Genomic DNA, 26,248 nt, shown 5'->3' on the forward strand with positions numbered 1-26,248 from the left:
GGCCCTTTCCATTCCGCTCGCTACCGAACGCCATAAATTGCATCACGCAGATCGAGCGTGTACTGCCCGTTCATCCCTTCGTAGAGCGTGTTCGACAGCGACACGACGGTGAGCCCGCGTGCGCGATCGACGAACCACGAATGACCGTAGACGCCGCCCCAGCGCCACGTGCCGACGGATTCCGGCGACGCGGCCGCCTGCGGGTCGCGCAGCACCGAGAAGCCGATCCCGAACCCCGCGCCCGGCAGGTCCGGCAATTCGAGATCGCCGGTCTGCACGCGGCCCATCTCGTCGACCAGCTCGGCCGGCAGAATCGCGCCGCCGCCCGCGCGCAGCGTGTCGAGCACCGTCAGCACGTCGCCGGCCGTGCCGACCATTCCGGCGCCGCCCGACGGGAACGCATGCGCATCGAGCGCGCGCGACGGCGAGTACGTGACGCCGACGAACCCTTCGTCGATGGGCACGGTTTCGTTCTCGGCGAGCCGGTGCGGCCGCGGCGTGTCGTTGACGTACGGCGTGGCGAGCCGCGCCGGATCGCGCGCGACGAAGCCCGTATCGTGCGCCCCGAGCGGACGCAGCACGAGCGCATCGATCGCATCGGCGAGCGGCATGTCGCAGACGACCTCGATCAGCGCGCCGACGACGTCGATCGACAGCGAGTAGTTCCAGTTGGTGCCGGGCGCGAACAGCAGCGGCACGCTCGCGATCCGGCGCAGGTTTTCGGCGAGCGTGATCGATGCGCGATCGAGCCCGTCGGAGACGCCCGCACGCGCATAGGGGCCGTTCGCGTCGGTTTCGTTGAAGCGATAGTCGAGGCCGGCGGTATGCACGAGCAACTGGCGCACCGTGATCGTCGGCACGCGGCCGTCGGGCAGCGCCGGGCGGAATTCGGGCAACCAGCGAGTGATGTCTTCGTCGAGCGACAGCTTGCGTTGCGCGACGAGCGCCATCGCCGCTGCCGAGACGATCGGCTTGGTGACCGACGCGAGCCGGAACAGCGTGTCCTCGCGCATCGGCGTGCGCGATTCGCGATCCGCGAATCCGGCCGCGCGGCGATAGACGAGTTCGCCGTCGCGGGCGACGAGCACCACCGCGCCGACGAGGCGCTGCGTGTCGAGCTGGCGGGACAGGACCGCGTCGATGCGCTCGGCGAGCGCGGGATCGGTTGACGACTGCAGTGACGATGCGGGAGAGGAGGTCATCGAAAGTTCCGTCGTGAAGGGGGCGATCGACATGTTAGGCGGCTGCGGCCGCACGCGTCGTTAACCCTTACACGGAACAGGGCGATGTGCGCGGTACCGGCCGGCGTCGACGAGCACCGGGCGCGGCGGCAGGCAAAATAGGCGCCAAGCGGCCGGCAGCGTTCGTTAGAATCTGCTTTCGTCGAGGAAATGACGCAGTTGCATGGTGCAGAGCAGTATCGAATCGAAGACGCTGCTTGTCCTGATTCCATCGTTCATCTTTCGCCGGAGGCGAGCATGCCAGGTTTACTTCCCGATGTTGACCGCGAGGGGCTCCTCGAATATTCGGTGGTGTACACCGATCGCTCGGTCAACCATATGTCGCAGCGCTTCCAGGGTGTCATGCGCGACATCTCCGCCACGCTGAAAAAAGTCTACAACGCGAAGTCGGTCGCGATCGTGCCGGGCAGCGGGACGTTCGGCATGGAAGCCGTGGCGCGACAGTTCGCGACGAACAGGAAGTGTCTCGTGATCCGCAACGGCTGGTTCAGCTTCCGCTGGTCGCAGATTTTCGACATGGGCGGCATTCCGTCGGAGGCGACGGTGCTGAAGGCGCGCCCCGTCGAAGCGGGCAGGCAGGCCGCCTACGCACCGGCGCCGATCGACGAAGTGGTCGCCGCCATCAAGGAAAACAAGCCCGATCTCGTGTTCGCGCCGCACGTCGAAACCGCGTCCGGGATCATGCTGCCCGATGCGTACCTGCGCGCGGTGGCCGATGCCGTGCATGCGGTCGGCGGCATGTTCGTGCTCGATTGCATCGCGTCGGGCACCGTGTGGGTCGACATGCAGGCGAGCGGCGTCGATATCCTGATCAGTGCGCCGCAAAAGGGCTGGAGCGCGTCGCCGTGCTGCGCGATGGTGATGTTCAGCCCGCTTGCGCGCGAGCGCATCGATTCGACCACCAGCACCAGCTTCGCGTGCGATCTGCGCAAGTGGCTGCAGATCATGGAAGCGTACGAGGGCGGCGGGTTCGCGTATCACGCGACGATGCCCACGGACAGCCTCACGACCCTGCGCGACGTGATGAAGGAAACCGACGCATACGGCTTCGACAAGGTGAAGGCGGAACAGCTCGAACTCGGCGAGCGCATTCGCGCGCTGCTGGCGGAGAAGGGGTTCAGGAGCGTGGCCGCGAAGGGGTTCGAGGCGCCGGGTGTCGTGGTCGGTTACACCGACGATGACGGGATTCGCACCGGGAAGAAGTTTGCCGATGTCGGTTTGCAGATCGCGGCGGGCGTGCCGTTGCAATGCGATGAACCGGAGGACTTCAAGACTTTCCGGCTCGGGTTGTTCGGTCTCGACAAGCTGCATGACGTCGATGGTGCGGTGAAGCGGTTTGCCGATGCGTTGAACCGGATTGTTTGAGGCGGTTGTGCGGCGAGGGTTGCTTCGGTGGCCGCCGCTCGTGTGTTGAGCGGCGGCTTTCGAGTCGTTGAAAACGCAACCATTCTGGATCGTGACATGACAGAAGGCGCTCTAACGTTTGCCAGTCAAGCCGAATGGGAAAGCTGGTTGGGGCGGAACGGCGGCACGTCGACCGGAGCATGGCTGCGGCTCGCGAAAAAAGGCGCGGGGCAGCGAACCGTCACCTATGAAGAGGCGGTGGAAAGCGCCCTCTGCCACGGCTGGATCGATGGCCAAAAGAAGGCCGAGAGCGAGCAATACTGGTTACAACGCTTTACCCCGCGCTCGGCGAAAAGCATCTGGTCCAAACTCAACAAGGACAAGGCCGAAGCGCTGATCGCCGCAGGCAGGATGCGCGCGGCCGGCATGGGCGAAATCGAGAAGGCGAGGAAGGACGGCCGCTGGGAGGCTGCCTATACGTCGGCCAGCAACTCGATCATGCCGGACGACTTGCAGGCAGCGTTGGATGCCAATCCGAAAGCCGGGAAGTTTTTTGCGACACTGAACAGCCGTAATCGCTATGCGATCCTGTTTCGGATACAGAACGCCAGGAAGCCGGAATCACGGGCGCGCAAAATCGCGGAATTCATCGACATGCTGAAGCGGGGCGAGACTTTTCATCCGTAGAGGGTGGGTTTCCGACGGAGATTTCGTCGAACGCGATCGGCGCGTGAATTGTTCCGATCGCCATATGAATGGGAAAACGGGAATGGGAGCAAGAATGCATATCCGTGCATCGGCGTTCAGCTTTCGTCGCGCGGCGCTGGGCGCCGCCATGGCGCTGACATTGTCGTGGTTCACCGCTGCGCAAGCGCAGGGCTGCGCACCGGATAGCGTAGCTCCCGAGTGCTTGCTGCAACGTAGTCAAGATGAATTTCAGCAAGCAGACGACGAATTGAACCGCACTTACCAAAAGGTATTGAAGTCGCTGTCTCGTCCACGTGACGAGTACGTCGACTATCCAGCACTCAAGGTGAAATTTGTCGCGGCTCAGCGGCAATGGATCCGTTTTCTCGGCGACGAGTGTTCCGCTTGGTATCTGATAAACGAGGCAGGCGCGGATCGTAATCTTGATCTACTGACTTGCGAAATCGACAGAACACGTGATCGTACGCGTCAATTGAACGCGTGGCTCAAACAAGTGAGCCATGGTTAGTGCGGCGCTAGATAAAGACAGAATGAGTGCCGGGAGCGCGGCTAGCGTCAGGCTTGTTACGTGGTGCACCGGGATGATAGCTCGGATATAACGGGGGAAACGAGCGATGGTGTCGAAAAGCGTCCGCAGAGCGACGGCAGACGATGTCCCGGTACTGACACAGATCCGGAACGATGCACATGCAAAGAAGGTCGCGCATGGCGACCACGTATGGGGCAAGGAACGCGACGGCTTCTCCGAACGGTGGGTACGAAACCACGTCGCCGAGAAAGCCGTGTACGTCGTCGAACAGGATGGCACGCTGGTCGGAACGTTCTCGCCCGACTTCGACGACGACAGGCACTGGGGGCCCACGCGCCGATTGCGGGCTACGTGCACGGCCCTGCGTGCGGAAAGGTTTCAACGGGCTCGGCAGCTTCATGCTCGACGGGTGCGCTCATGAGGTGAGCCGCTTGAACCGGCGTTTGCTTCGACTCGACTGCGGCGCTGAAAACATGACGCTCTGCGCTTACTACGAGTCGCTGGGCTTTGTCCGCGTCGGATTGCAAACGGACGGTATTGCCTGGTCCCTGTACGAAAAACCCGCCAGTTCGGTCCGCCGGTGATCGCGGGGGGGCAGCAGCAAACATCGGCGACGGATTCCACGTCAGCCGGGGTCACACGATCGAACATCATGCGTTCACGAACGATCGACGTCGTCCGAAGCCGCGTCACCGTTACCCTGCTACGCCGGCAAAAGGCCCGCTTTACGATAATTGTCGATCAGTGAGTCATAGAGCGAAAGATCGGCGCGACTCCGCGCGATGAGCTGGGCGCCGGCGATGGCGGCGAAGATTGCCCGCGCCCGCTGTTTGCTCTCCCGGGCGCTGACCACTGCCGCAGCGGACAGCACCTTGCTTAACCACGCCACGTTGACGTCGGCGAAGGCCAGAACTTCTTTCATCACGACTTCCGGCAGATCGTCGGTTTCGGCGGCCATGAAGCTGCAAAGACACAGGCGGTTGCCGGTCTCGAGCGCCTTGCGGAAGGTATCCGGATAGCGGCGCAGGCAGTCCAGCGGATCGCGCGATCGGGCCAGCATGTCCTCCAGCGCCGCCGCGGAATCCTCCCAGTAACGCCTCGCCACCGCGGCGCCGAGATCGGCCTTGCTTTCGAAGTGGTGGTAGATGCTCGCGGCCTTGATTCCCACCTCGCTGGCGAGATCCCGATAGTTCAACCCGCCGTAGCCGTGCGTCTGCGCGAGCCTCGTGGCGGCTGCCAGAATTCTTTCTCTCGAGTTCGAGCTCGCGTCGTTCGTCACTGCTTCAGCCTCCGCGTGCAGGAAATGGATGTTGACACCCCGGATTCTACCTTATATGGTTAACCTAACAAACGTTAGGTAGTTTCGCCGGCGACGTGTTTCCGCGTCGTCCGATCCAGTGCAACCGACTCCGGAGCGCCCCTGCAATGACTTCCAGTAACGTCGACTTCGACACAGCCCAGCTGCCCATGATGAAGATCCACGATTTCCCGACAGGGCCCTATCCGACACGCGTGCGCATTGCACTGGCCGAAAAGGGGCTGCAATCGCGCGTCCAGTTCGTGATGGTCGATCTTTACAAGGGCGAGCATAAAAAGCCCGAGTTCATCGCCAGCAAGAATTATTCGGGTACGTTGCCGGTTCTGGAACTCGATGATGGAACGTGCATTGCCGAGTGCACGGCCATTACCGAATACCTCGACGCGCTCGACGGCGTACCCACGCTCACCGGCACCACGCCACGCGAAAAAGGGGTCATCCACATGATGAGCAAGCGCGCCGAGTTGGAATTGCTCGACGCGATCAGCGTCTATTTCCATCACGGCACGCCGGGGCTGGGGCCCGACGTGGAGACGTATCAAAATCCGGAGTGGGGATTCCGTCAACGCGACAAGGCGTTGAGGGGCATGCGCTATTTCGATGCCGTTCTGCAACGGCAACCGTATGTCGCGGGCGAGACGTTCTCGATGGCCGACATCACCGTCATCGGTGGTTTGATCTTTGCGATGCTCGTGAAGCTGCCAGTGCATGAGGAATGCGAAGCACTTCGAGCCTGGTACGCGAGAATGCTGGAGCGCGAGAGCGTCAGGAACCAGCCGGTGTTTGCGATGCTGGCCTGAGCTGCCCCTGCGTCGGTCGATAACGGGCGGATGAGGCGAGCGAACGGACGAGCGCGCTACCGCGTCAAGCGATACAAAACATCGGGACAACGCTCCTCGTTTCTGCTTCCGTCGCTGTACGCAATGGCAACGAACCCGTGCTGCTCGTAAAACGCAGCAGCATCGTGGTTCATTTGAAACGTATGGAGCTGGAGCGAGCCGTCCGTTTGCGACTTCACCGATTCCAGCAGGGCAGTGCCCATCCCTTGCCGTTTGAATTCGGGGCACACGTACAATTGCTCGAGCCATGTCACGCCGTCGGTGGCAGCGTGTGCGGCCATGCCGATGATGTGGCCATCGTTCACGGCAACGGTAACGTTGCCCGACGGAACAAGCATGTTGGCAACCCAATCGCGGACGGTTGCTTCGGCGTGCGCGAGTGGCGCATAGGATGCCAGCGTGTCGCGCGACCGAAGATAGACGTCGGCCACCGCTGCGGCATCGGCCATCGTCGCGCGACGCAAGATCGGGGGCATGGTTCGGTCACCCCGAAGTCGTCAAGGAATGCTCGACGATAGCAGCATGGCATCGAACTTCCAAGGTCGTGCGGAATGCTGCTGAAGGGGCGGCGGAAATCGGCAAGTCCGCGCGATATATCGAGTTTGCAGCGCGGACAATTGGCGCAGTGTCCGGCCAATTGCGGCTACTCACCTGGCGCGCCTGATGGCTGCTTTCGGGTCGCAATCTGCCGTCGCTACAGCCCACTGGTGAGGCATGAATCGCAATCCGAGCATTTCGCGGGCGTATCGAGAATGGTGTAGAAGCTCTGAGTAAAATGGCATTCTTGTCGCGCACGGGACCCATATGTTCACACCGGAATTTGTAAACGAAGAACTGCGCCAGTTTGCCCTAGTAGCAAACCACAGCTTGGAAACGGAGGAAGCCGCTTGTCTAAGCATCGAGTACAACCGAGCGCGCATCGTGCACGTCGATCGCATCTGCCTTCGGCGTCCTGGAAATGTCAGCTTGTCTATGATGTTCGTGGGCAATCGGTGAGTGAAGTGACGATCGACCAGGTCAGGGCAGCGCTCTGCGACGTAGCTACTGTGGAGTTCAAGCGCTGATGGGCATTCAGGTCATAGTTTCCGCCGGGAGCCGAGCAGAGGTAGTAGAGAAATTGGGAAATGCGGCTCCATTCGCCGAGATCTTTCCATTGTCGGGAGGCAATTTCGGGATTTCCATCCCGTTCAAAGTCGTCGACGATATTGGCGAACAGCTCGTACTCGGCTGCATCTCGGCTCTCAAGTATTTCGATCTCTGGGCGGGCGAGTGGAAGCCACCGCAGTAGAGCCTACGCTCGCTTGCGAAAGAACAGCAATAGCTCGTACGCCACGTCATGAGGGTCGGCTTCCGGGTACCCAAACGGCCGTCGGCATCCTTGTTATCGAACGGCGGCAACGGGTCCTTTGGAGCCGGCACCGGACCACCGCCGCATGTGGCAACATTGCGGCCATCGCTACATCACACCACCGTGATGACTGATCGATCCATCGGAGGGAACTCATGTTCGACCACGTCAAGTTCGGCGTCAGCGACTACGCCGCCAGCAAGGCGTTTTTCCTGAAGGCACTTGAACCGCTGGGCGCCGAAATTGTCGGGGAAGGTGAGCCGTCGTACGGGATCGAGATCGGACTGCCCAGCAAGTCTTCACTGTGTTTGTTCCCGACCGACGAGAAGCCGGCGCCTCTTCACATCGCGTTCGCGGCCGACACGCGGCAGCAAGTCGATGCGTTCCATCGCGCGGCGCTGGAGGCGGGCGGCAAAGACAATGGCGCGCCGGGGCTGCGGCCGCGTTATCACGCGAACTACTACGCCGCATTCGTCATCGGTCCGGATGGACACAATATCGAGGTGGTGTGTCATCGGGCGGAGGGGTGATGCGCTGGATCGGTAAAACGCTCGCGGCGATCGCAAGCATGGCGCTCGTCGGCATCGCCTGCGTTCAAGCAGCGCCCCGCGAAACGGCATTCCCGCGCTTCACTCAGACGGAAGGCAAGCTCGACGGCGACGGGCTTCCGCTTTCCGGCGTGAAGCTCTGCGTGCTGCCCGACCGTGCACCGTGCTTCGAGATGCCGCCGGCGCCGCTTCCCCATTCTTCGAAGGAACTGTACCAGTTCGGCCTGAATCCGCGGTCCGAGCGCTTACCGATTGCATCGGGCGGCTCGTGGGTGTTCTTCTCGGGGATGTTCTCGGGCGGCGGCAGCGGGATGCTGGAGCGTGTGGCCGTGCTGCGTGTCGGCGCGAACGGCAAGATCGAGAACCTGATGCCGATCGTCACCGAAACGGAAATGGCCGACCGCGCGATGTGGAACTTGCCGGAGGTGTCGCCGTATCCGCTGTTCGTCCGAGCCGATTACGTATGGGGCAAGGACGAGGATCATTTCGGTCAGCACTTCTTCGACGTCGACGCGTGGATGTTCGATCCCGCCGCCAATCAATACGTGAAGCGCTTTTCCTACCGCACGAGCAAACGCTACGACAGGGGCGAGGGCGCGGACCACGTGTTGACCGCCGAGCGTCCGGAGATCCTGCGGCGCCTTGCCGCCGGCAAGTAACGCAGCTATCGACGCATTTCTCCGTACGTTTCCTTGCACACCTCGCGTAGCGCGTCGACGAGCAGATCGCGCGCGGGCGAATGCGAATCGGCGGAGCGCGTGAACAATGCAATCGGCGGCAGCGTCCACACCAGCGAATAAGGCACGATCGCCACGCCGGCGATCCTCACCAGTTCCTCCGCGATATCGGCCGGCACGATCGACACGGCCTCGTCGCTCGACGCGATCATTTCGCCGATCAGCTTCGACGAGTAGCTTTCGACGATCGGCACGGGCGGCGCGATGCCGGCCGACAGGAACAGGTCGGTCACCTGTTCGCGCATCGGCGTATGCGGCGCGCCGAGAATCCAGTCGAGCGCGTGCAGCTTGTGCCAGTCGAGCGGCGTGCGGGCGAGCTTGGCGGCCAGCCGCCGGCTCGCGATCATGCGCGGCTGCTGCTGGTACAGCACTTCGAACGAGACCTGCCCGAGATCGATCGCCGACGACGCGCGTCCAATCACGATGTCGACACTGTGATCCCGGAGTTGCAGCAGCAGCTGGTCGCTGGTGCCTTCGTGAATCGTCACGGTCAGGCGCCGCTCCATGCGCGCTTGCAGCCGCTTCAGCGCGGCCGACAGCATCTGGCCGGAGATGAACGGAATCACGCCGATGTGCAAATGGGCCGCATGCCCGGCGGCGACGGCCTCCATCTCGCGGGCGAGGTGGTCGAGATCCTTGATCATCGCCTTCGCCCGCTCGAGCACGACCGCGCCGAGCGCGGTGGGCCGCATGCCGCGCGACGAGCGCTCGAACAGCGGCGTGCCGAACATGCTCTCCAGCTCGGACAGCGCGTTCGTCACGGCCGGCTGGCTGCTTGCCATGTGCTCGGCGACGCGCGTCAGCGATCCGTGCTGCTGGATCTGCAGCAACAGCACCAGATGCCGAATCTTCAGACGCGCGCCGAGCCGCCTGACCACGTCGTTTGCATCGAAATTCATTGACTGGTCATGCATTCATCAGGAAAAAGTGATGGGCCGATATTAAAACAGAATCATCACGTTATGGAGGATCCCTAGAATCACCTTCATGGATCGCGCCGGGACTGGCCTGGCGCCCACGCCGGGACCAAAACATGAAACAGACAGAGACACAGCAGCAGGCCGCCTTCGACTATCACGAATTTCCGACCCCCGGGAAAATCTCGGTCGTCGCGAGCAAGCCGCTGGTGACCCAGCGCGATCTGGCGCTGGCCTATACGCCCGGCGTGGCGAGCGTGTGCGAGTCGATCGCCGCCGATCCGCTGCAGGCCCACCGCTTCACGAGCCGCGGCAACCTGGTGGGCGTGATCACGAACGGCACCGCCGTGCTTGGCCTGGGCAACATCGGCTCGCTCGCGTCGAAGCCGGTGATGGAAGGTAAGGCCGTGCTGTTCAAGAAGTTCGCCGGGATCGACGTGTTCGACATCGAGATCAACGAGACCGACCCGGACAAGCTGGTCGACATCATCGCCGGCCTCGAACCGACGTTCGGCGGCATCAACCTCGAAGACATCAAGGCGCCGGAATGCTTCACCGTCGAGCAGAAGCTGCGCGAGCGCATGAAGATTCCCGTCTTCCACGACGATCAGCACGGCACGGCCATTACCGTGTCGGCCGCGTTCATCAACGGGCTGAAGGTGGTCGGGAAATCCATCAAGGAAGTGAAGGTCGTGACGTCGGGCGCCGGTGCGGCCGCGCTGGCGTGCCTGGACCTGCTGGTCGACCTCGGGCTGCCGGTGGAAAACGTGTGGGTGACCGACATCGAAGGCGTCGTCTATCGCGGCCGTACCACGCTGATGGACCCGGCCAAGTCGCGCTTCGCGCAGGAAACCGACGCGCGCAAGCTCGCCGACGTGATCGGCGGCGCGGATGTGTTCCTGGGGCTGTCGGTCGGCGGCATCCTCACCGCGGAGATGCTCAAGCAGATGGCGGTGCGCCCGCTGATTCTCGCGCTGGCCAACCCGACGCCGGAAATCTTTCCGGAACTGGCGCATGAGACGCGCGACGACGTCGTGATCGCGACGGGCCGCTCGGATTACCCGAACCAGGTCAACAACGTGCTGTGCTTCCCGTACATTTTCCGGGGCGCGCTGGACGTGGGCGCGACGACGATCACGCGCGAGATGGAAATCGCCGCGGTGCACGCGATCGCGGGGCTGGCCGAGGAAGAGCAGAACGAAGTCGTCGCGGCGGCCTACGGTGCATACGACGTGTCGTTCGGCGCGCAATACCTGATTCCGAAGCCGTTCGACCCGCGCCTGATCGTGCGCATCGCGCCGGCCGTGGCGAAGGCGGCGATGGAAGGCGGCGTGGCGACCCGTCCGCTCGCGAATCTCGATGCGTACGTCGAGCAGTTGCAGCAATTCGTCTATCACTCGGGTGCGTTCATGAAGCCGCTGTTCGCGACCGCGCGCCAGCTCGTGCGCGACAGCGGCAAGGCGCGGATCGTGTTCACCGAAGGCGAGGACGAGCGTGTGCTGCGTGCGGTGCAGGTGATCGTCGACGAGAAGCTGGCGCGGCCGATTCTGGTCGGGCGTCCGGAGGTGCTGCTCGCGCGCATCGAGCGGTTCGGGCTGCGTTTGCGGCTCGGTCAGGACGTCGAAGTGACCAATCCGGAATACGACGAACGTTTCCCGCAGTACTGGACGAAGTATTGGGAAATGCGCTGCCGCGACGGTATCTCGAAGGAAATGGCGCGCGTGGAAATGCGCCGCCGCCTGACGCTGATCGGCGCGATGATGGTGCAGCTCGGCGACGCGGACGGGATGATCTGCGGGACGGTGGGCGAGTATCACAATCACCTGCGGTTCGTGGACGAAGTGATCGGCAAGAAGCCGGGTGCGTCGACCTACGCGGCAATGAACATCCTGTTGCTCGATCAGCGGACGGTGGCGCTGGTGGATACGCACGTGAACGACAACCCGGATGCGGAGCAGATCGCCGAATTCACGATCGCGGCGGCGCGGCAGATGGAATGGTTGAACCTGACACCGAAGGTCGCGCTGCTGTCGCGGTCGAATTTCGGGTCGGGGAGTGCGGCTTCGGGCGTGAAGATGCGCCGGGCGCTGGAGATCATGCGGGAGCAGGCGCCGGATATCGAGGCCGATGGCGAGATGCATGGCGACTGCGCGCTCGATGAAGGGCTGCGGGCGAAGCTGCTGCCGATGTCGCCTTTGAAGGGGGCGGCGAATTTGCTGGTCTGTCCGAATGTGGATGCCGGCAATATCGCGTACAACCTCCTCAAGACCGAGGCGGGGAGCAATGTGGCGGTGGGGCCTTTCCTGTTGGGGGTTAATGCTCCCGTGAACATCCTTACGTCCAGCGCCACCGTGCGGCGGATCGTGAATATGGCTGCGTTGACGGTGATTGAGGCGAATCGGGGTGTGGCGGGCTGATTGACTGGCTTCGTGGGGCGGCCGAGGCCGCCCATTGTTTGTCAGATTCGGCCAAAACGGGCCGTTCGACACCCAGCGCAAATTCGTCGACAATCAACGTTCCGACGCCCATCGCTGCCCGCGAGAAAGAGTATGGCCCGCCCGCTTCGTCCACCCGACCTGATGGTGAATTTTTCTCTAACCGCGCAGCGATCGGACGGCTCGTTGAAAGAGGTCGTCTCGGGCTATCGTCCCATCTACAAAGTGCGCGACGACTACTTGTCATCGTCACATCACGAATTCGTGGACGTCACAGGCGTCTGTACGGGACAGCAGGGCAGAGCGGAGGTCTGGCTATTATCGCCTGAGGCATACCCGCACACGTTTTGGATTGGCCGGCGTGTTGAAGTTGCAGAGGGTTCACGAGTGGTAGGGATCGCAGAAGTCCTACAGATCCTTAATCCATTGCTCGAATTGCGCGCAGATGGTTGAGTGATTTGGGTGCTGGCGGGAGGCCGTATGCGCGAGACGTCCGATCATCTATGTGATGAGCCCGGTGAAGGTACCATCTTCGTTGCCGCGCTCATCAAGATCCTGGCGGCCAGCCTTGCCGAGCCGTTGCGGCTTGCTCGGGTTTTCGGCTCGACTCCGCCACGAGGCGAATCTCAATATATGTCGATACTGAGGGTACTTCCTGGTGGATGATGTATTCCATATGAACCGCCTGAAGGCGGACGAGCAGAGGATGTGCGGTGCTCGATGAGCATCGCTAGGTCAGACCAACTTCGTTGAAGATCGGCATGCGTGCCCGCATCCAGATAACGATTGTTGGAGGGAAGGATGTCTTGTACTCCTTGCCATCGCCAGTGTTTCGGCACCAAGTCGCGTTAGGCTAGTACGGGCGACACCGCATGCCCTTTGAGAATTATCCTGATCTTCGCGACTTTCGCGTACTCGGATCGATTTAACAGTTGTTTTCATTACTATTGTGGACTTGCATGGGTATCGATTAATTTGGCGCGGATTCATTCAGAGGTGCTGGCTACGCGTGACCATCTTCAAAGTAGTCTTGTCCGTGATCGCCATATATCTGGTGGTCGATATCGGGTGGACGTTCGTGTGGGTTGACGTGCATAACGCGATCACGATTTTCGCGCTCCTGCATACGAAGCCGGCGATCTTCGCCATCACGTCGATCATCTTCGGTTTCTACCTGTACCGGCGCGTCAGAAATTTCAACCGTTTCAGCCGAGCGAAGCGCGCAGGCCTCGCGATCGTCACGCTCGTTTTTTTTGCGTTCGTCTACCTGGTAGGATTTCGCGGGATCATGGCTGACCGTACCGATTGTCAGCGCTTCAACTACAACGTCAAGATGAATGGCGGTGTCAAGCACGTTGACGGCACAACCTACATCATCAACATCTGCGGGAGTGGTGCTCCGGGCAATGGTTTTTTCGTGGATCAGAATGAGCAGGTCAAACTCGTCGTCAGCGATGCACACGGCTCGACGCTCGCCACTCGACTATTTTTCGTTTTTTGGGACGGCCGGCCGGGGGAAGAATCGACCATCATCCGTAAGAACAAGTTGATTTATTTCGACGCATCGGATGAGTACGACAGTGAAAGGTCGATCTCGCTGCCACCGACCACGCTCGATTGGATCGCGGCGAGAATTCCGATTTGGCTTCGCTGAGAACGCTCTCGATGCCGTGGTGGTCTTCGCGTTGAAGCGGCGCCGCCCACGATTCACGATTCTTGCTGAACCGCCCAAGCCAAGAAAGCCGTAGCGATCATCATGACCACCCGGGCGAAACAACCACGCGAATCAAACACCCGTTCGGCAAACCGCCCGGGAACCCCCGCATCATCCGCGCACCGCCAACACGCACCCCACCGCGATGTAATGACCAAACCGCAAGACCTAGTGCATAGATATCGTTTGCCGAGCCCTTAATGACTGTCGACAATCGTGGCTCGAATTCACCGCCGCGGCGCCAGAAGCGCCCTGGCGGCCGGCACTCGACGGCTATCCCGGCCGTCCGCGCCCACCCGCTCACGACGACATGTACGCGTTCACGCCCTCATTCCAAAACCCTGCCGGCTCGCCGATCCGCGAGTTGTTCAAGTACCTGTCCGAACCGGGCATGATTTCCTTCGCGGGCGGTTATCCGGCCAGCGACCTGTTCGACGCCGCCGGCCTGAACGCGGCCGCCGAACGCGCGTATGCCCAGCCCGTCCGCTGCCTGCAATACGGCCCGACCGACGGCCTCGCCGAACTGAAGCAGCAACTGATCGCGCTGATGGCGCGGCGCGGCGTCGCATGCACGCCGGCCGAACTGCTCGTCACGACCGGTTCGCAGCAAGGCCTCGACCTGCTGCTGCGCGTGATGGTGTCGCCCGGCGACGTCGTGCTGACCGAACAACCGGCGTACCCGGCCACGCTTCAAGCCATGCGTTTGCAACAGGCGCGCATCGTGACGATTCCCGTCGACGGCGAAGGCCTCGACGTCGATCGTCTCGGCGAACAACTCGCGTCCGGCGCGATCGCGCAGCCGAAGCTGCTCTACACGGTCCCTACCTTCGCGAACCCGACGGGCGCGACGCTCACGCGCGAACGCCGGCTGAAGCTGCTGCGTCTCGCGGTGCAATACCGTTTCCTGATCGTCGAGGACGACCCGTACGGCGACCTGCGCTTCGCGGGCGAACCGGTGCCGTCGATGCTCGCGCTCACCGGCGAGGTGGACGGCGCACGCGACTGGCTCGTGCATTTCGCGAGCCTGTCGAAGATCGTCGCGCCGGGGCTGCGCGTGGGCTGGACGATCGCGCCGGCCGAGATCGCGCGGCGCTGCGTGATCGCGAAGCAGACGGTCGATCTGTGCAGCGCACCGTGGACGCAGGCCACCGCCGCCGAATATTTGGCGGACGGCGCGCTCGAACGCCATCTGCCGCGCATCGCGGCCGCGTACCGGATCAAATGCGACGCGATGTGCGACGCGCTGCGCGACGGGTTCGGCGATGCGATCGAGTTCCATCGTCCCGAAGGCGGGATGTTCGTGTGGGCGCGAATCGGTGCGGTATCGTCGGACGTGCTGCTGCAACAGGCGATCGCGCACAAGATCGTGTTCGTCCCCGGCAAGGCGTTCTTCGCGGACAACGTCGACGCGGCGTCGCTGCGCCTGTCGTTCGCCGCGCCGGACGTCGACGCGATCCGGGAAGGCGTCGCGCGCCTCGTGCGAGCGTATGGTGCGGCGCGGGCCGCGTAAGGAGACATCGGCATGATCATCACCGTCAACGAAACGGCGTCGACGTGCGCAGCGGCGAGCGGCGGCGACAAGCAGCCGGCGAAGCATCGCTCGTCGCAGATCAGCGCCGGGCCGCAGTATGTGGCCGACGTGCTCGGCCGCTTCGGCGCGGAGCCGGCGACCGATGCCGGCGATGCGGCGCCGGTCGTGCTCGGCTACAACTGAGCGGCACAACGACGGCGACGCATCACCTGCGAGCCGTCGCCGAAACAAACGGTTAAGCTTGCGCGATCGAAACACCGACGATCGCCGCCGCCCCATGTCCGACTCGACCTCCGAATCGCTCGCGCAAACGTACGACCGCATCTGGTCCTGCCTCGAATCCGGCGTCAGCGTTCAGCGCTCGCCGTTCACGATGTTGCAGGCGGCGACGCTCGGTCTCGATGGCGCACCGAAGGTCCGGACGATCGTGTTGCGTCAGGTGAACCGCGTCGGGCGCGTGCTGTCGTTTCATACCGATGCGCGCTCGGCGAAGGTCGCGGAGTTGCGTCGCGATCCGCGTATCTCGATCGTCGCCAATGATCTCGACGCGCTCGTGCAGATTCGCGCGGAAGGAATTGCATCGGTCTGCGATGACGAAACGCAACGGCGCGCGCTCTGGGCATCGAGCCGCCCGCATACGCTGCTGCTGTATCGAGCACCGTTGCCGCCCGGCACGCCGGTCGCGTCTCCGGAAGCCGCACATGTCGACAGCACCGCACCAACCGGCGACGGCTACGAAAACTTCTGCCTGATCCACATGACGGTCACACGCATCGACTGGCTCGAACTCGCGCGCGCCGGCCATCGCCGAGCGGTATTCGACCTGAACGAAAACCGCTACGAAGCCCGCTGGATCGCGCCCTGAAGCGGGCCGAACGCGCTCGAGCCGCTCAAGGCCGCCCGTCCGACGCGGCTTGAATCATCCACTCGCGCATCACCGCGATCGCACCGTCGTCGCGGCGCTCGGCCGGATACACGAGATAGAACCCCATCGACAGCGGAAACGCGAAGTCGAACGGCTTGCACAGCCGTCCGGCGGCGATGTCGCGCTCGACGAGCGGCTCGGTCGCGAGTGCGATGCCCTGGCCGGCGACGGCCGCATCGATCGCGAGCGACGTCTGGTTGAAGCGCAGCCCCTTGTGCGGATCGACGTCGACCGGTTCGGGCATCGCCGCGAGGAACTCGGGCCACAGGTCGTGCGCGTCGTGCAGCAGCACCTGGCCGGCAAGCGCGCGCGGCGAAGCCGGCGCGGTCAGCAGCGAAGGGCTGCACACCGCGCACACGTCGAGCGGGAACAGCGCATGGGTGACGAGATGCTTGCCGAACGGTGGCTTGCCGTAGCGAATCGCGAGATCGACGCCGTCGTGGCGGAACGTCGCGATCTGCGGGTCGGCGATCACGCGCACGTCGTAGTCGGGATGCGCGTCGGTGAACTGCGCGAGCCGCGGGATCAGCCACTTCGACGCGAACGACGGCGTCGTGCTGATCGTCAGCGCGGCGCGCCGTTTCACGAGCTTGTCGGTGGCGTCGGCGATCGCATGCAGCGCGCGCTGCACGTCGGAAAAATAAGCGGCGCCGTCGTGCGTGAGCGCGAGACCGCGCGGCAGACGCTCGAACAGCTTCAGGCCGAGCACGTCCTCGAGGTGGCGCACCTGCTGCGCGACGGCGCCCTGCGTGACGCCGATCTCGTCGGCGGCGGCGCGGAAATTGAGGTGTCGCGCCGAGACTTCGAACGCGCGAAGCGCATTCAGCGGCGGCAGGCGGGAAGGGCGTGGCGGCATCGTAAGACTGTAGAAAAACTATCGGCTGGCGGCAGAAATACTGGTTCGACAGCCGGAATCGATGCGCCTACATTACCACCATGGCGCGCCGAATGGCGGCTGCGCGGCGGCGGAATCGGAGCAAGGAGCACATCGTGACTGTAGAAAAAGTGGCGTTGATCACGGCGGCGGGCAAGGGCATGGGCGCGGCGATCGCGCGCGAACTGGCGGCGACGGGCTATCGCGTCGCGCTGATGTCGCCGTCGGGCAGCGCGGTGGCGCTCGGCGAGGAACTGGGCGGGTTCGGCATCAAGGGCTCGGTGACGGACGAAGCCGATATCGACACGCTCGTGCAGGAAACGGTCGCCCGCTACGGGCGGATCGACGCGGTCGTGAACAATACCGGCCATCCGCCGAAGGGCGAACTGCTGGCGATCACCGACGACAATTGGCATGCGGGGCTCGACCTGATCCTGCTGAACGTGGTGCGCGTGATGCGCCGCGTGACGCCGATCTTCCAGAAGCAGGGCGGCGGCGCGGTGGTGAACATCTCGAGCTTCGCGGCGGACGCGCCCGAGCAACCGATGCCGGTGTCATCGGCGCTGCGCGCGGCGCTGAGCGCATGGACGCGCCTGTACGCGGAACGCTATGCGGCCGAGAACATCCGGATGAACGCGGTGCTGCCGGGCTTCATCGACAGCTGGCCGGAAACGCCGGAGATCGTCGCGCGCATTCCGGCCGGCCGCTTCGGCAAGACCGGCGAGATCGCGAAGACGGTCGCGTTCCTGCTGTCGGACGGTGCGGGCTACATCACCGGGCAGAACATTCGCGTCGACGGCGCGATCGTCAAGGCGCTCTGAGCGCCGCAGCGGCGAGCGAGCGGCGGCGCGGGCCGCCCGCTCGCGGTGCAGCCGCTACAAACGCGTACAAATCAGACAAATCCCGGATACATCAGACCTTTCAAATGGGCGACGCCGCGTGACGAGGGCGCGCCGGATCGAAAGCCTGGGCGCGATCCCGCGCGCGGCATCTTCACTTTCCACTTCACGAAAGGATGCCGAACGATGTCTTCCACACCGTTTTCCCCGATGCGTCGCCACCTGCTGGCCACTTCCGTGGCCGCCGGGGTCTCGGCGATGCTGCCCACCGCGCTGCATGCCGCGACCGGCGCGAGCGGCATACGCCCGTTCACCGCGCACATTCCCGATGAAGCCGTGGTCGACCTGCGCCGCCGCATTGCCGCGACGCGCTGGCCGGGCCGCGAAACCGTCGCCGACGAATCGCAGGGCGTGCGGCTCGCGCGCATGCAGGCGCTGCTGCGCTACTGGGGCACCGACTACGACTGGCGCAAGGGCGAGGCGCGCCTGAACGGTTTCCCGATGTTCATCACGGAAATCGACGGGCTCGACATTCATTTCATCCACGTGCGCTCGCGGCACGAGAACGCGATGCCGATGATCATGACGCACGGCTGGCCCGGCTCGGTCTTCGAGCTGCTGAAGGCGATCGGCCCGCTGACCGACCCGACCGCGCACGGCGCGAGCGCGGACGACGCGTTTCACGTCGTCGTGCCGTCGTTGCCGGGTTTCGGCTTCTCGGGCCGTCCGACGAAGACCGGCTGGGGTTCCGATCACATCGCGCGCGCGTGGGGCGAGCTGATGGCGCGGCTCGGCTATACGCGCTTCGTGTCGCAGGGCGGCGACTGCGGCTCGGTGATTTCGCACCGGATGGCGATGCAGCGCGTGCAGGGCCTCGTCGGGATTCACGTGAACATGCCGGCGACGGTGCCGCCGGACATCGCGACGCTGCTCCAGGTCGATGCGCCGGCGCCGGCGTCGCTGTCGCCGAAGGAGAAGGCCGCGTACGAGAAGCTCGCGACGTTCTACCGCGACAACTGCGGCTACTCGGCGATGATGGTCACGCGGCCGCAGACGGTCGGCTATGCGCTGGCCGATTCGCCGTCCGGACAGGCCGCGTGGATGTACGACAAGATCTCGCAGTGGACGTACAGCGGCGGCGTGCCCGAACGCTCGATTCCGCGCGACGAGATTCTCGACGATATTTCGCTGTACTGGCTGACGAACACCGCGACGTCCGCCGCGCAGATCTACTGGGAGGATCACTCGAACAACTTCAACGCGGTGGATATCTCGCTGCCGGCCGCGATCACGGTGTTTCCGGGCGAGATCTACCAGGCGCCGCGCAGTTGGGCGGAGCGCAGCTATCACAACCTGATCTACTTCAACGAAGTCGACAAGGGCGGGCACTTCGCCGCATGGGAGGAGCCGGAACTGTTTGCGCGTGAAGTGCGTGCCGGGTTCCGGCCGTTGCGGCGCGTGTAAGCGCGGTTGCACGACGAATGCGGGCCAGGCGGTGGCGCGGCCCGTGTTCGTTTTCAGGTAACCGCCTGCAAGGCCTGCGCAAACCGCTTGTCCGCGAGATACGCAACGTTGAAGCGGCAATACTTCGACGGACGATCGGCCTGCGGCGAAAACACCGCACCGGGCGCGAGAATCACGCCACGCTCGAGCATTGCCTGCGCGAGCTGCATCGAATCGGGCCAGCCGGGCAGCGCGGCCCACAGATACAGGCTCTGGTCACAGGGCCGATAGACCTCCGCGCCGAGGCGGCCGAGCGCATCGAGTGCGGTACCGGTCGCGCGCCGCAACTTCTCCTGAAGATGAATCGTATGCCGGAGGAAATGGCCATCGCTGACGATCGCGTCGAGCGTGCGTTCGCAGTATTCCGAGCTGCTGACGTGCGTCAGCATCTTCACGTCGGCGAGATCGCTGGCAAGCGCCGCATTGCACGCGAGAAACCCGACACGCAGGGCCGCCGACACCGATTTCGAAAAACTGCCGATATAGATGGTGCGGCGCAGCTGGTCGAGCGTCGCGATGCGCGTGAGCGAGCGCGGCCGCAGGTCGGCGAGCGCATCGTCCTCGACGATGATCAGATCGTGCGCGTCGGCGAGCTGCAGAATGCGGTGTGCCTTGGCCGCGCTCGTATCGGTCGCGGTCGGGTTGTGGCCGACCGATTGCGTGAAGAACAGCTTCGGCCGGTACGCGGCGACATGCTCGGCCAGTTTCGCGACGTCGGGGCCGTCGATCTCGCGCGGCACGCCGACGATGTTCGCGCCGCTCAGCTTGAGCTTGCCGAACAGCGGGTAGTAGCCGGGATCGTCGACGAGCACGGTATCGCCGGGACGCACGAAGTAGCGCAGCACGAGGTCCATCGCCTGGTTCGCGCCGTGCGTGAGCACGATCTGCGCGGGCGGCGCCTCGATCTCGTAGCCGGCGAGCTTCTGCTGCAGCGACTGGCGCAGCGGCAGATAGCCGAAGCGGCTGCCGTAGCGGAACAGCGACGCGGCGCTCGTGCGCATGATGCGCTGCTGGTACTGGTTCAGCCGCGTTTCCTCGAGCCACTCGATCGGCGGGAAGCCTTCGCCGAGATTGAGCACGTCGGGCTTCACGTGCAGTTGCTCGCGCATCAGCCACACGATGTCCATCGCGCGGTCGAGCGAGCTCGGCTCGTCGATGTCGGGCACGGCGGCCGCGCGCCGCGTGACGAAGAAGCCCGAGCCGCGGCGCGGCTCGATCAGGCCATCGGCCGCGAGCATCTCGAACGCGCTGATCACGGTGTTCTTCGAGCAGCCGGACGCCTCGGCGTATTCCCTGATCGACGGCAGTTTCGCACCGGCCGGCAACACCCCTTCTTCTATCTGTCTGGCCAGATTGTCCGCCATTGCGCCAGACAGGCTGGCTTTCGCACGCTGTTTCATCGGAATGTTCCGTCGGGGCCGGCCCGCTGTCATGGGTACGGGTGGATGACTGTCTGCGCCGTCTGTACCTTTTCAATGGGTACAGCGTGACTATTATTCGGCTATCCGCTGCCTGCCGCAAGCGCCGACGGGCTACACCGCCACCCCGAAACAGCCGACCCATCATGCCGATCGATTCCGCCTTGCCGAACTTCCGCTCGCTCACGCCCGAGCAACGCCTGTCCCACCTGTCCCGCATCGTCGGGCTCGACGACGCCGAGCACGCGCTGCTCGCGAAACCGGGCGCGCTGCCGCTCGAGACCGCGAACGGGATGATCGAGAACGTGATCGGCACGTTCGAACTGCCGATGGCGGTGGCCGGCTACTTCCGGATCAACGATCGCGACGTGATCGTGCCGATGGCCGTCGAGGAGCCGTCGATCGTTGCGGCCGCATCGTATATGGCGAAGCTCTCCCGCGCGGCCGGCGGCTTCCGCACGTCCAGCAGCGGCCCGCTGATGCGTGCGCAGGTGCAGGTGATCGGCGTCGGCGATCCGTACGGCGCGCGGCTCGCGATCCTGCGGCACGCGGCCGAACTGATCGCCCTCGCGAACAGCCGCGACAAGGTGCTGGTCGGCCTCGGCGGCGGCTGTCGCGACATCGAGGTTCATGTGTTCCCCGACACGCCGCGCGGCGCGATGATCGTCGCGCACCTGATCGTCGACGTGCGCGACGCGATGGGCGCGAACACGGTGAACACGATGGCCGAAACCGTCGCGACCCGCATCGAGGCGATTACCGGCGGCCAGGTACGGTTGCGGATACTGTCCAACCTCGCCGATTTGCGGTTGGCGCGCGCGCAGGTACGGTACTCGGCGGCGACGCTCGCGACCGACGATTACGCCGGCGAGGACGTGATCGACCGCGTGATCGACGCATACGTGTTCGCGGCGACCGATCCGTACCGCGCGGCGACCCACAACAAGGGCATCATGAACGGCATCGATCCGGTGGTGGTCGCGACCGGCAACGACTGGCGCGCGGTCGAGGCCGGCGCGCATGCGTACGCGAGCCGCAGCGGCCGCTATACGTCGCTGACGACGTGGGAGAAGGCCGCCAACGGCGACCTCGTCGGCACGATCGAGATGCCGATGCCGGTCGGGCTCGTCGGCGGCGCGACGAAGACGCATCCGCTCGCGCGCCTTGCATTGAAGATCATGAACGTGACGTCGGCGCAGGAGCTCGGCGAAATTGCGGTCGCGGTCGGGCTTGCGCAGAATCTCGGTGCGCTGCGCGCGCTCGCGACCGAAGGGATCCAGCGCGGACACATGGCGCTGCATGCGCGCAACATCGCCGTCGCGGCCGGTGCGACGGGGGCCGACATCGACCGGATCGCGCAGCAGATGGTCGCGGCGAAGGACGTGCGTACCGATTTCGCCGTCGCGTTGCTCGCGGGCCGCAGCGGCGGCTGACCCGCGCGCTGCACGCCGCGCGATACAGGCGGCGCGCTGCGCGCCGCGCCGGCATGGCCGGCGACATATCAAACCAGGAGGAGACACATGGAACAGACCGGTTCAAGCGCCGTCGCACCCGCGCCGCATCGCGCCCGGCCGTTGGCCGGCGCCGATGCGGCGGCCACGACGCTCGTCGAGGTATGGGGCGATACGGTGGCGACGAAGCATCTTGCGTGGTCGGTGCTGCTCGGCATCGCGATCAGCCTCGGCGCGTTCGAGGTCGGCCGCATCGCGCTCGCATCGTTCGTGCACGACGCGGCGATCGCACGCGCTTACGCGATGCTGATCGGCCTGGGCGGCTGCCTGCTGGCCGGTGCGATCTGCGCGCGGCTGTTCAAGCCGAAGCGCACGGTGATCGAACATGCGGCGGGCGGCGCCGAGCGCGACGACGCATTGCGGCAACTCGCCGAAGCATCGGGCGGGCTCGGCTCGACGAACGACCTGTCGCCCGCCGCGCGCGCCGAGATGGAGGAACTCGGGTTGCTCGACCTGTTCGCGTCGTACGACGCCTCCACCGGGCGCGCCCGCGCGGGAGGCCGCTGATGGACGCGCTGCTGCATGCATTGCCGGCCGCGTTCGCGATGGGGCTGCTGGGCGCGATCGTGTTCTCCGCCATCGGCCTGATCTCCGGCACCGACGAAACGACGACGATCGCGCCGCTCACGTTGCTCGTCGCGCTGCTCGGCGTGCCGCCGGCCGGCGTGTTCACGTTCTTCCTCGCGGGCGCGGTGGCCAAGCACATCACGCACGCGATCCCGACCGCGCTGCTCGGTATTCCCGGCGACACGATGGCCGCGCCGCTGCTGCAACAGGCGACGCTGCTGCGCGCGCTCGGCGTGCCGCACATCGCGCTGCGCAAGATGATCTCCGGCGCGATCGTCGCGGCGTTCGTCGCACTGCCGCTCGCGGTGCTGTTCGCGTCGCTGCTCGCGCCGTTCGGCGCGGCGATCGCGAAGGCGGCGCCGTGGGTGTTCCTCGCGGCGGCCGTCGGCATCGCGTATTTCTCCGCCGGGCGATGGGCGTCGGTACTGCTGCTCGTGCCGTTCGTGATGCTGGTGGTCGGCTTGCAGGCGCTCACCGGTCGTTACGGCGTGAAGCTGAGCGTCAGCTACTTCCTCGGGATCGCGATCGGGCCGCTGGTGGCCGACCTGTTCTCGATCCTGTCGCCTGCCGAGCGGCGGCGCATGCGTCGCGACGGGCCGTCGACGTTCGTGCTCGCGCCCGACGTGAAAAGCTGGCGCGGCTACTTCCCGAATCCGCTGAAGGTGCTCGACCGCAAGCAGGTCGCATGGACGGTCGGCACGGCCGCCGTGTCGAGCGCGACGTTCGTGTTCAGCCCGGTCGCGATGACGGTGCTGATGGGCGAGATCGTCGGTGCGCGCGTGCGTCATGCGTACCAGCGCCTGACGACCGTGATCGCCGCGCGCAACGGCGTGACCGAGGCGACCTACATCGCCGAAGCGCTGATTCCGCTGATCGCGTTCGGGCTGCCGCTGAGCCCGGTGGCGGCCGGCCCCGCGGCGCCGCTGTTCAATGCGCCGCCGCGCTTCACGGTCGATGCGGCGAGCGGGCAGATCCACAACCTGCATACGCTGATGAGCTGGCCGGCGTTCCTCGGCTACGGGCTGCTGTCGATCGTGCTGGCCGCGCTGATCGCGTATCCGCTCGCGATGCACCACGCGCACCGCGCGGCGTCGTTCGTCGCGCGCAAGCTGAGCCATGAAGCGATCATCGCGACCTTCGCGGGGCTGATCGTCGTGATCGGCGTGTGGGAAGGGCAACTGCTCGGGCTCGCCGTGATCGTGACGATCGGCCTGTTCGGCGGAATGCTGTCGCGCCTGTTCGCGTTCAACACGGGCGTGCAGTTCATGGGCTATTACGTCGCGGTGCTCAGCGTGCCCGCGATCGCCAAACTGTTCTGACGCACCGGCGCCGGTCGCGGATGCCCGGCCATCGCGGCGAAACGTCGCTTTTCCGACGATTTTTGAATCGCTTTTTGTCGTGTTCGCACACAGATACGTTGGGATACAAAGCGCCCGGTCCGTTCGGATATAAAACCGGTGAAGCGATTCACACGACGGCGCGGTGCGATGCGCCGCCGCTGCGAACGACGATACCGGATTGCCCGCACGTGCCGCGGGCCCCTTCCTTAGCGATCGACAATGGAGAACCAGTCATGTCCGATAACGTGAACACCCGCCGCCGCCTGATCCTGGGCTCGACGCTGGCGAGCCTCAGCCTGGCCGACCTCGGCTTCAGCGCGCTTGCGCATGCGCAGTCCGCGCCCGACGCATCGGCCGGCAAGCGTGCGGCCGGCGCCGCGTCGCTGGGCACGATCCACCAGATCGACGCGGGCGTGCTCAACGTCGGGTATGCGGATCTCGGCCCGAAGAACGGCCCGGCCGTGTTCCTGCTGCACGGCTGGCCGTACGACATCTACAGCTATGCCGAAGTCGCGCCGCTGCTCGTCGCGGCCGGCTATCGCGTGATCGTGCCGTACCTGCGCGGCTACGGCTCGACGACGTTCCGCTCGGCCGACACGGTGCGCAACGGCCAGCAGGCCGTCACGGCCGTCGACATCGTCGCGCTGATGGATGCACTGAAGATCGACCGCGCGGTGTTCGGCGGCTACGACTGGGGCGCGCGCACGGCCGACGTCATCGCGGCGCTGTGGCCGCAGCGCGTGAAGGCGCTGGTGTCGGTGAGCGGTTACCTGATCGGCAGCCAGGCGGCGAACGCCAAGCCGCTGCCGCCGAAGGCCGAGCTGCAGTGGTGGTACCAGTTCTATTTCACGACGGAGCGCGGCGAACTCGGCTACGCGCAGAACCGCGATGCGTTCAACAAGCTGATCTGGCAGCTCGCGTCGCCGAAGTGGCAGTTCTCCGACGAAACGTTTGCGCGCACGGCCGCGTCGTTCCAGAATCCCGACCACGTGGCCGTCGTGATCCACAACTATCGCTGGCGCCTCGGGCTCGCGAAGGGCGAAGCGCAATACGACGACATCGAGCGGCGTCTCGCGGCAGGCCCCGCGATCGCCGTGCCGACGATCACGATGGAAGGCGACGCGAACGGCGCGCCGCATCCGGAGCCGGCCGCGTACGCGAAGAAGTTCACCGGCAAGTACCAGCACCGGACGATCACCGGCGGCATCGGCCACAACCTGCCGCAGGAAGCACCGCAGGCATTCGCCGATGCGATCCTGCAAGTGGAGCATCTGTGATGCGGGCGCGCGTGGGAGTGTGGCGGCGCGGTGCGCGCCGGGTGGTCGCCGCGGGCGTGCTGCTGGCCGGTGCGTGGTCGGCGAGCGGGCCGGCCGCGTTCGCGGAACAGCCGAAGCCGGCCGCGGCCGCGTCGCCGATCTACGGCGTGACGATTCCGCCCGGCTATCGCAAATGGGAAATGGTTGCGCCGGCAGAGGAAGCCGCGCCGCTCGACGAGTTGCGCGTGGTGCTCGGCAATCCGGTCGCGATCCGCGCGCTCGAAAAGGCGACGCTGCCGTTTCCGGATGGCACGATCCTCGTGAAGCTCGCGTACAAGCGCAAGCAGTCCGACGAGTTTCCGCCGGCGACGGTGCCCGGGCAGGCGACGACCGTGCAGGTGATGGTGAAGGACTCGCGCCGCTATGCATCGACGGGCGGCTGGGGCTTCGGACGCTTCATCAACGGCGTGCCCGCCGACATCGGCCAGCATCAGACGTGCTTTGCGTGTCACCAGGCGCGCGTGAAGAATCACGATTACGTGTTCACGCGGCTCGCGCCGTGACGTGACACGGCGGCGTGAAGTGGATGGAAAGGCGTGCCTTGCGAGGCACGCTTTTTTTTCATGCGGTGCGCGGCGGGGGGGCGAAACGGATCACGCGCGTTTGTATCGCACTGTATCTGCGGTCGTTCCTGAAAAACTGGCATGCAGAACGCCCCGGTTTCGGAAACATGCCGGATACGTGCGCGGGTTCTACTGTCGACATGCAGCAAGCGTTCAGCGCCAGACGTTCACGCCGAATGCCAA

General features: G+C 64.7%; 26 protein-coding genes. 20 read left to right on the top strand and 6 right to left on the bottom strand.

Going from position 1 to position 26,248, the window contains the following annotated elements:
• Window positions 1-20: 20 nt before the first annotated feature.
• Window positions 21-1,202, bottom strand: coding sequence for a serine hydrolase domain-containing protein (locus tag KPB06_RS23685; protein WP_275906000.1), 1,182 nt, complete (start codon window positions 1,200-1,202; stop codon window positions 21-23).
• Window positions 1,203-1,478: 276 nt separating this feature from the next.
• On the opposite strand from KPB06_RS23685, the gene KPB06_RS23690 reads away from it, so the two are divergent.
• From KPB06_RS23690 to KPB06_RS23700, 3 genes are all read left to right on the top strand, one after another.
• Window positions 1,479-2,606 (top strand): aminotransferase class V-fold PLP-dependent enzyme, encoded by a 1,128-nt coding sequence (locus tag KPB06_RS23690; RefSeq protein ID WP_059579863.1) that lies wholly within the window; start codon window positions 1,479-1,481, stop codon window positions 2,604-2,606.
• A gap of 96 nt (window positions 2,607-2,702) precedes the next feature.
• Entirely contained in the window at window positions 2,703-3,272 is a 570-nt protein-coding gene (locus KPB06_RS23695; protein ID WP_275905999.1) for a YdeI/OmpD-associated family protein, read from the top strand.
• 94 nt (window positions 3,273-3,366) lie between these two features.
• Entirely contained in the window at window positions 3,367-3,801 is a 435-nt protein-coding gene (locus KPB06_RS23700; RefSeq protein WP_275905998.1) for a lysozyme inhibitor LprI family protein, read from the top strand.
• Window positions 3,802-4,525: 724 nt separating this feature from the next.
• Here KPB06_RS23700 and KPB06_RS23705 read toward each other — a convergent pair.
• Window positions 4,526-5,101, bottom strand: coding sequence for a TetR/AcrR family transcriptional regulator (locus tag KPB06_RS23705; protein WP_099317061.1), 576 nt, complete (start codon window positions 5,099-5,101; stop codon window positions 4,526-4,528).
• Window positions 5,102-5,247: 146 nt separating this feature from the next.
• Here KPB06_RS23705 and KPB06_RS23710 point away from each other — a divergent pair, with 146 nt between their 5' ends.
• A complete protein-coding gene (locus KPB06_RS23710; RefSeq protein WP_099317062.1) occupies window positions 5,248-5,940 on the top strand; it encodes a glutathione S-transferase in 693 nt (230 codons plus the stop codon).
• Between the two features lie 56 nt (window positions 5,941-5,996).
• Here the strand turns inward: KPB06_RS23710 and KPB06_RS23715 are convergent, their stop codons facing one another.
• A complete protein-coding gene (locus KPB06_RS23715; protein WP_275905997.1) occupies window positions 5,997-6,455 on the bottom strand; it encodes a GNAT family N-acetyltransferase in 459 nt (152 codons plus the stop codon).
• A gap of 587 nt (window positions 6,456-7,042) precedes the next feature.
• Between KPB06_RS23715 and KPB06_RS23720 the strand changes: the two genes are divergently transcribed.
• The 3 genes from KPB06_RS23720 (at window position 7,043) to KPB06_RS23730 (ending at window position 8,534) form a co-directional block, all read left to right on the top strand.
• A complete protein-coding gene (locus KPB06_RS23720) occupies window positions 7,043-7,267 on the top strand; it encodes a hypothetical protein (protein ID WP_089465370.1) in 225 nt (74 codons plus the stop codon).
• A gap of 215 nt (window positions 7,268-7,482) precedes the next feature.
• The gene (locus KPB06_RS23725; protein WP_089465371.1) at window positions 7,483-7,857 is read left to right on the top strand and encodes a VOC family protein; all 375 of its coding nucleotides are present in this window, start codon (window positions 7,483-7,485) and stop codon (window positions 7,855-7,857) included.
• Window positions 7,857-8,534: a hypothetical protein gene (locus KPB06_RS23730; RefSeq protein ID WP_275905996.1), complete on the top strand. Its 678-nt coding sequence runs from the start codon at window positions 7,857-7,859 to the stop codon at window positions 8,532-8,534. The genes KPB06_RS23725 and KPB06_RS23730 overlap by 1 nt, the downstream gene beginning before the upstream one ends.
• A 5-nt stretch (window positions 8,535-8,539) precedes the next feature.
• Here KPB06_RS23730 and KPB06_RS23735 read toward each other — a convergent pair whose 3' ends face one another.
• Complete coding sequence (locus KPB06_RS23735; RefSeq protein ID WP_059579885.1) at window positions 8,540-9,511, bottom strand: LysR substrate-binding domain-containing protein; 972 nt, start codon at window positions 9,509-9,511, stop codon at window positions 8,540-8,542.
• A gap of 134 nt (window positions 9,512-9,645) precedes the next feature.
• Here KPB06_RS23735 and KPB06_RS23740 point away from each other — a divergent pair, with 134 nt between their 5' ends.
• The 6 genes from KPB06_RS23740 (at window position 9,646) to KPB06_RS23765 (ending at window position 16,074) form a co-directional block, all read left to right on the top strand.
• Entirely contained in the window at window positions 9,646-11,946 is a 2,301-nt protein-coding gene (locus KPB06_RS23740; protein WP_275920514.1) for an NADP-dependent malic enzyme, read from the top strand.
• Window positions 11,947-12,078: 132 nt separating this feature from the next.
• Window positions 12,079-12,417: a hypothetical protein gene (locus KPB06_RS23745; RefSeq protein WP_143328742.1), complete on the top strand. Its 339-nt coding sequence runs from the start codon at window positions 12,079-12,081 to the stop codon at window positions 12,415-12,417.
• Window positions 12,418-12,973: 556 nt separating this feature from the next.
• On the top strand, window positions 12,974-13,618 hold the full coding sequence (locus KPB06_RS23750) for a hypothetical protein (protein WP_230951169.1): 645 nt from the start codon (window positions 12,974-12,976) through the stop codon (window positions 13,616-13,618).
• Window positions 13,619-13,988: 370 nt separating this feature from the next.
• Window positions 13,989-15,188 (top strand): aminotransferase-like domain-containing protein, encoded by a 1,200-nt coding sequence (locus KPB06_RS23755; protein WP_059579892.1) that lies wholly within the window; start codon window positions 13,989-13,991, stop codon window positions 15,186-15,188.
• 12 nt (window positions 15,189-15,200) lie between these two features.
• Window positions 15,201-15,392, top strand: coding sequence for a hypothetical protein (locus tag KPB06_RS23760; protein WP_059579893.1), 192 nt, complete (start codon window positions 15,201-15,203; stop codon window positions 15,390-15,392).
• Between the two features lie 94 nt (window positions 15,393-15,486).
• On the top strand, window positions 15,487-16,074 hold the full coding sequence (locus KPB06_RS23765; protein WP_059579896.1) for a pyridoxamine 5'-phosphate oxidase family protein: 588 nt from the start codon (window positions 15,487-15,489) through the stop codon (window positions 16,072-16,074).
• Between the two features lie 25 nt (window positions 16,075-16,099).
• On the opposite strand, the gene gcvA is transcribed toward KPB06_RS23765, so the two are convergent.
• On the bottom strand, window positions 16,100-16,990 hold the full coding sequence (gene gcvA, locus KPB06_RS23770) for a transcriptional regulator GcvA (RefSeq protein ID WP_059579899.1): 891 nt from the start codon (window positions 16,988-16,990) through the stop codon (window positions 16,100-16,102).
• Window positions 16,991-17,124: 134 nt separating this feature from the next.
• Here gcvA and KPB06_RS23775 point away from each other — a divergent pair, with 134 nt between their 5' ends.
• Together KPB06_RS23775 and KPB06_RS23780 are read left to right on the top strand one after the other, a co-directional pair.
• Window positions 17,125-17,829 carry an SDR family oxidoreductase gene (locus KPB06_RS23775; RefSeq protein WP_059580315.1) on the top strand — a complete coding sequence of 235 codons (705 nt, stop codon included), beginning with the start codon at window positions 17,125-17,127 and terminating at the stop codon, window positions 17,827-17,829.
• Between the two features lie 204 nt (window positions 17,830-18,033).
• Window positions 18,034-19,311 (top strand): epoxide hydrolase family protein, encoded by a 1,278-nt coding sequence (locus tag KPB06_RS23780; RefSeq protein ID WP_059579901.1) that lies wholly within the window; start codon window positions 18,034-18,036, stop codon window positions 19,309-19,311.
• A 53-nt stretch (window positions 19,312-19,364) separates the two neighbouring features.
• On the opposite strand, the gene KPB06_RS23785 is transcribed toward KPB06_RS23780, so the two are convergent.
• Window positions 19,365-20,750, bottom strand: coding sequence for an aminotransferase-like domain-containing protein (locus tag KPB06_RS23785; protein WP_275905994.1), 1,386 nt, complete (start codon window positions 20,748-20,750; stop codon window positions 19,365-19,367).
• A 164-nt stretch (window positions 20,751-20,914) separates the two neighbouring features.
• Between KPB06_RS23785 and KPB06_RS23790 the strand changes: the two genes are divergently transcribed.
• The 5 genes from KPB06_RS23790 to KPB06_RS23810 all read left to right on the top strand — a co-directional run bounded on the left by KPB06_RS23790 (window position 20,915) and on the right by KPB06_RS23810 (window position 26,005).
• Window positions 20,915-22,201, top strand: a complete 1,287-nt coding sequence (locus KPB06_RS23790) for a hydroxymethylglutaryl-CoA reductase, degradative (protein WP_099317069.1) — start codon at window positions 20,915-20,917, stop codon at window positions 22,199-22,201.
• A gap of 87 nt (window positions 22,202-22,288) precedes the next feature.
• Complete coding sequence (locus tag KPB06_RS23795; RefSeq protein ID WP_104013043.1) at window positions 22,289-22,786, top strand: hypothetical protein; 498 nt, start codon at window positions 22,289-22,291, stop codon at window positions 22,784-22,786.
• Window positions 22,786-24,165, top strand: coding sequence for a tripartite tricarboxylate transporter permease (locus KPB06_RS23800; protein ID WP_104013042.1), 1,380 nt, complete (start codon window positions 22,786-22,788; stop codon window positions 24,163-24,165). Before KPB06_RS23795 ends, KPB06_RS23800 begins: the two co-directional genes overlap by 1 nt.
• A gap of 254 nt (window positions 24,166-24,419) precedes the next feature.
• Window positions 24,420-25,463: an alpha/beta fold hydrolase gene (locus KPB06_RS23805; protein WP_059640422.1), complete on the top strand. Its 1,044-nt coding sequence runs from the start codon at window positions 24,420-24,422 to the stop codon at window positions 25,461-25,463.
• Window positions 25,463-26,005: a cytochrome P460 family protein gene (locus KPB06_RS23810; RefSeq protein ID WP_059579916.1), complete on the top strand. Its 543-nt coding sequence runs from the start codon at window positions 25,463-25,465 to the stop codon at window positions 26,003-26,005. Before KPB06_RS23805 ends, KPB06_RS23810 begins: the two co-directional genes overlap by 1 nt.
• The last annotated feature ends 243 nt before the right edge of the window (window positions 26,006-26,248 follow it).

The organism is Burkholderia semiarida, assembly GCF_029268935.1.
Lineage (GTDB): Bacteria > Pseudomonadota > Gammaproteobacteria > Burkholderiales > Burkholderiaceae > Burkholderia > Burkholderia semiarida.

Excerpts from the sequence above, each read along its gene's own strand:
- KPB06_RS23685 (WP_275906000.1), bottom strand. The coding sequence starts at position 1,202 with ATGACCTCCTCTCCCGCATCGTCACTGCAGTCGTCAACCGATCCCGCG.
- KPB06_RS23690 (WP_059579863.1), top strand. The coding sequence starts at position 1,479 with ATGCCAGGTTTACTTCCCGATGTTGACCGCGAGGGGCTCCTCGAATAT.
- KPB06_RS23695 (WP_275905999.1), top strand. The coding sequence starts at position 2,703 with ATGACAGAAGGCGCTCTAACGTTTGCCAGTCAAGCCGAATGGGAAAGC.
- KPB06_RS23700 (WP_275905998.1), top strand. The coding sequence starts at position 3,367 with ATGCATATCCGTGCATCGGCGTTCAGCTTTCGTCGCGCGGCGCTGGGC.
- KPB06_RS23710 (WP_099317062.1), top strand. The coding sequence starts at position 5,248 with ATGACTTCCAGTAACGTCGACTTCGACACAGCCCAGCTGCCCATGATG.
- KPB06_RS23715 (WP_275905997.1), bottom strand. The coding sequence starts at position 6,455 with ATGCCCCCGATCTTGCGTCGCGCGACGATGGCCGATGCCGCAGCGGTG.
- KPB06_RS23720 (WP_089465370.1), top strand. The coding sequence starts at position 7,043 with ATGGGCATTCAGGTCATAGTTTCCGCCGGGAGCCGAGCAGAGGTAGTA.
- KPB06_RS23725 (WP_089465371.1), top strand. The coding sequence starts at position 7,483 with ATGTTCGACCACGTCAAGTTCGGCGTCAGCGACTACGCCGCCAGCAAG.
- KPB06_RS23730 (WP_275905996.1), top strand. The coding sequence starts at position 7,857 with ATGCGCTGGATCGGTAAAACGCTCGCGGCGATCGCAAGCATGGCGCTC.
- KPB06_RS23735 (WP_059579885.1), bottom strand. The coding sequence starts at position 9,511 with ATGAATTTCGATGCAAACGACGTGGTCAGGCGGCTCGGCGCGCGTCTG.
- KPB06_RS23740 (WP_275920514.1), top strand. The coding sequence starts at position 9,646 with ATGAAACAGACAGAGACACAGCAGCAGGCCGCCTTCGACTATCACGAA.
- KPB06_RS23745 (WP_143328742.1), top strand. The coding sequence starts at position 12,079 with ATGGCCCGCCCGCTTCGTCCACCCGACCTGATGGTGAATTTTTCTCTA.
- KPB06_RS23755 (WP_059579892.1), top strand. The coding sequence starts at position 13,989 with ATGTACGCGTTCACGCCCTCATTCCAAAACCCTGCCGGCTCGCCGATC.
- KPB06_RS23760 (WP_059579893.1), top strand. The coding sequence starts at position 15,201 with ATGATCATCACCGTCAACGAAACGGCGTCGACGTGCGCAGCGGCGAGC.
- KPB06_RS23765 (WP_059579896.1), top strand. The coding sequence starts at position 15,487 with ATGTCCGACTCGACCTCCGAATCGCTCGCGCAAACGTACGACCGCATC.
- gcvA (WP_059579899.1), bottom strand. The coding sequence starts at position 16,990 with ATGCCGCCACGCCCTTCCCGCCTGCCGCCGCTGAATGCGCTTCGCGCG.
- KPB06_RS23780 (WP_059579901.1), top strand. The coding sequence starts at position 18,034 with ATGTCTTCCACACCGTTTTCCCCGATGCGTCGCCACCTGCTGGCCACT.
- KPB06_RS23785 (WP_275905994.1), bottom strand. The coding sequence starts at position 20,750 with ATGAAACAGCGTGCGAAAGCCAGCCTGTCTGGCGCAATGGCGGACAAT.
- KPB06_RS23790 (WP_099317069.1), top strand. The coding sequence starts at position 20,915 with ATGCCGATCGATTCCGCCTTGCCGAACTTCCGCTCGCTCACGCCCGAG.
- KPB06_RS23795 (WP_104013043.1), top strand. The coding sequence starts at position 22,289 with ATGGAACAGACCGGTTCAAGCGCCGTCGCACCCGCGCCGCATCGCGCC.
- KPB06_RS23800 (WP_104013042.1), top strand. The coding sequence starts at position 22,786 with ATGGACGCGCTGCTGCATGCATTGCCGGCCGCGTTCGCGATGGGGCTG.
- KPB06_RS23805 (WP_059640422.1), top strand. The coding sequence starts at position 24,420 with ATGTCCGATAACGTGAACACCCGCCGCCGCCTGATCCTGGGCTCGACG.
- KPB06_RS23810 (WP_059579916.1), top strand. The coding sequence starts at position 25,463 with ATGCGGGCGCGCGTGGGAGTGTGGCGGCGCGGTGCGCGCCGGGTGGTC.